The sequence below is a fragment of the Leifsonia sp. SIMBA_070 genome, assembly GCF_046534635.1.
Classification (GTDB): domain Bacteria; phylum Actinomycetota; class Actinomycetes; order Actinomycetales; family Microbacteriaceae; genus Leifsonia.
In genome coordinates this window covers 1-275 of record NZ_JAWRYK010000234.1, presented here as the reverse complement: position 1 = coordinate 275, position 275 = coordinate 1, and the positions used below count along the sequence as shown (strand labels likewise).

The window sequence follows — 275 nt, the reverse complement described above, 5'->3', positions numbered from 1 at the left end:
CAAAAGTGTGCTGCAAAAGCCGAATTTATAATAGAAGAAACCCACACATTTTGAACAAAATTATCAAAATGTGGATTTCATTTTTATAGGTTATAGAGATTTTTATAAAAAAGATTGATTATAAATACACGGATTCTTTTAATTGAATTAACTTCCAATAAGCACGTATGATTATAAGGCCCCCGTTGCCACCACTAACATTCTTTTACATTCACCTTTTTTCATTCGGTTTAATAAATGTCCGTATACGACTGTTGCTGAACAGCCTGGACCAC

The 275-nt window shown here is 32.4% G+C and carries 1 protein-coding gene; it reads right to left on the bottom strand.

From position 1 onward, the window contains the following. Positions 1–171 precede the first annotated feature (171 nt). Positions 172–275, bottom strand: a 104-nt coding sequence (locus tag SB754_RS20165) for a hypothetical protein (RefSeq protein WP_410784149.1), incomplete at its 5' end; no start/stop codon positions are given.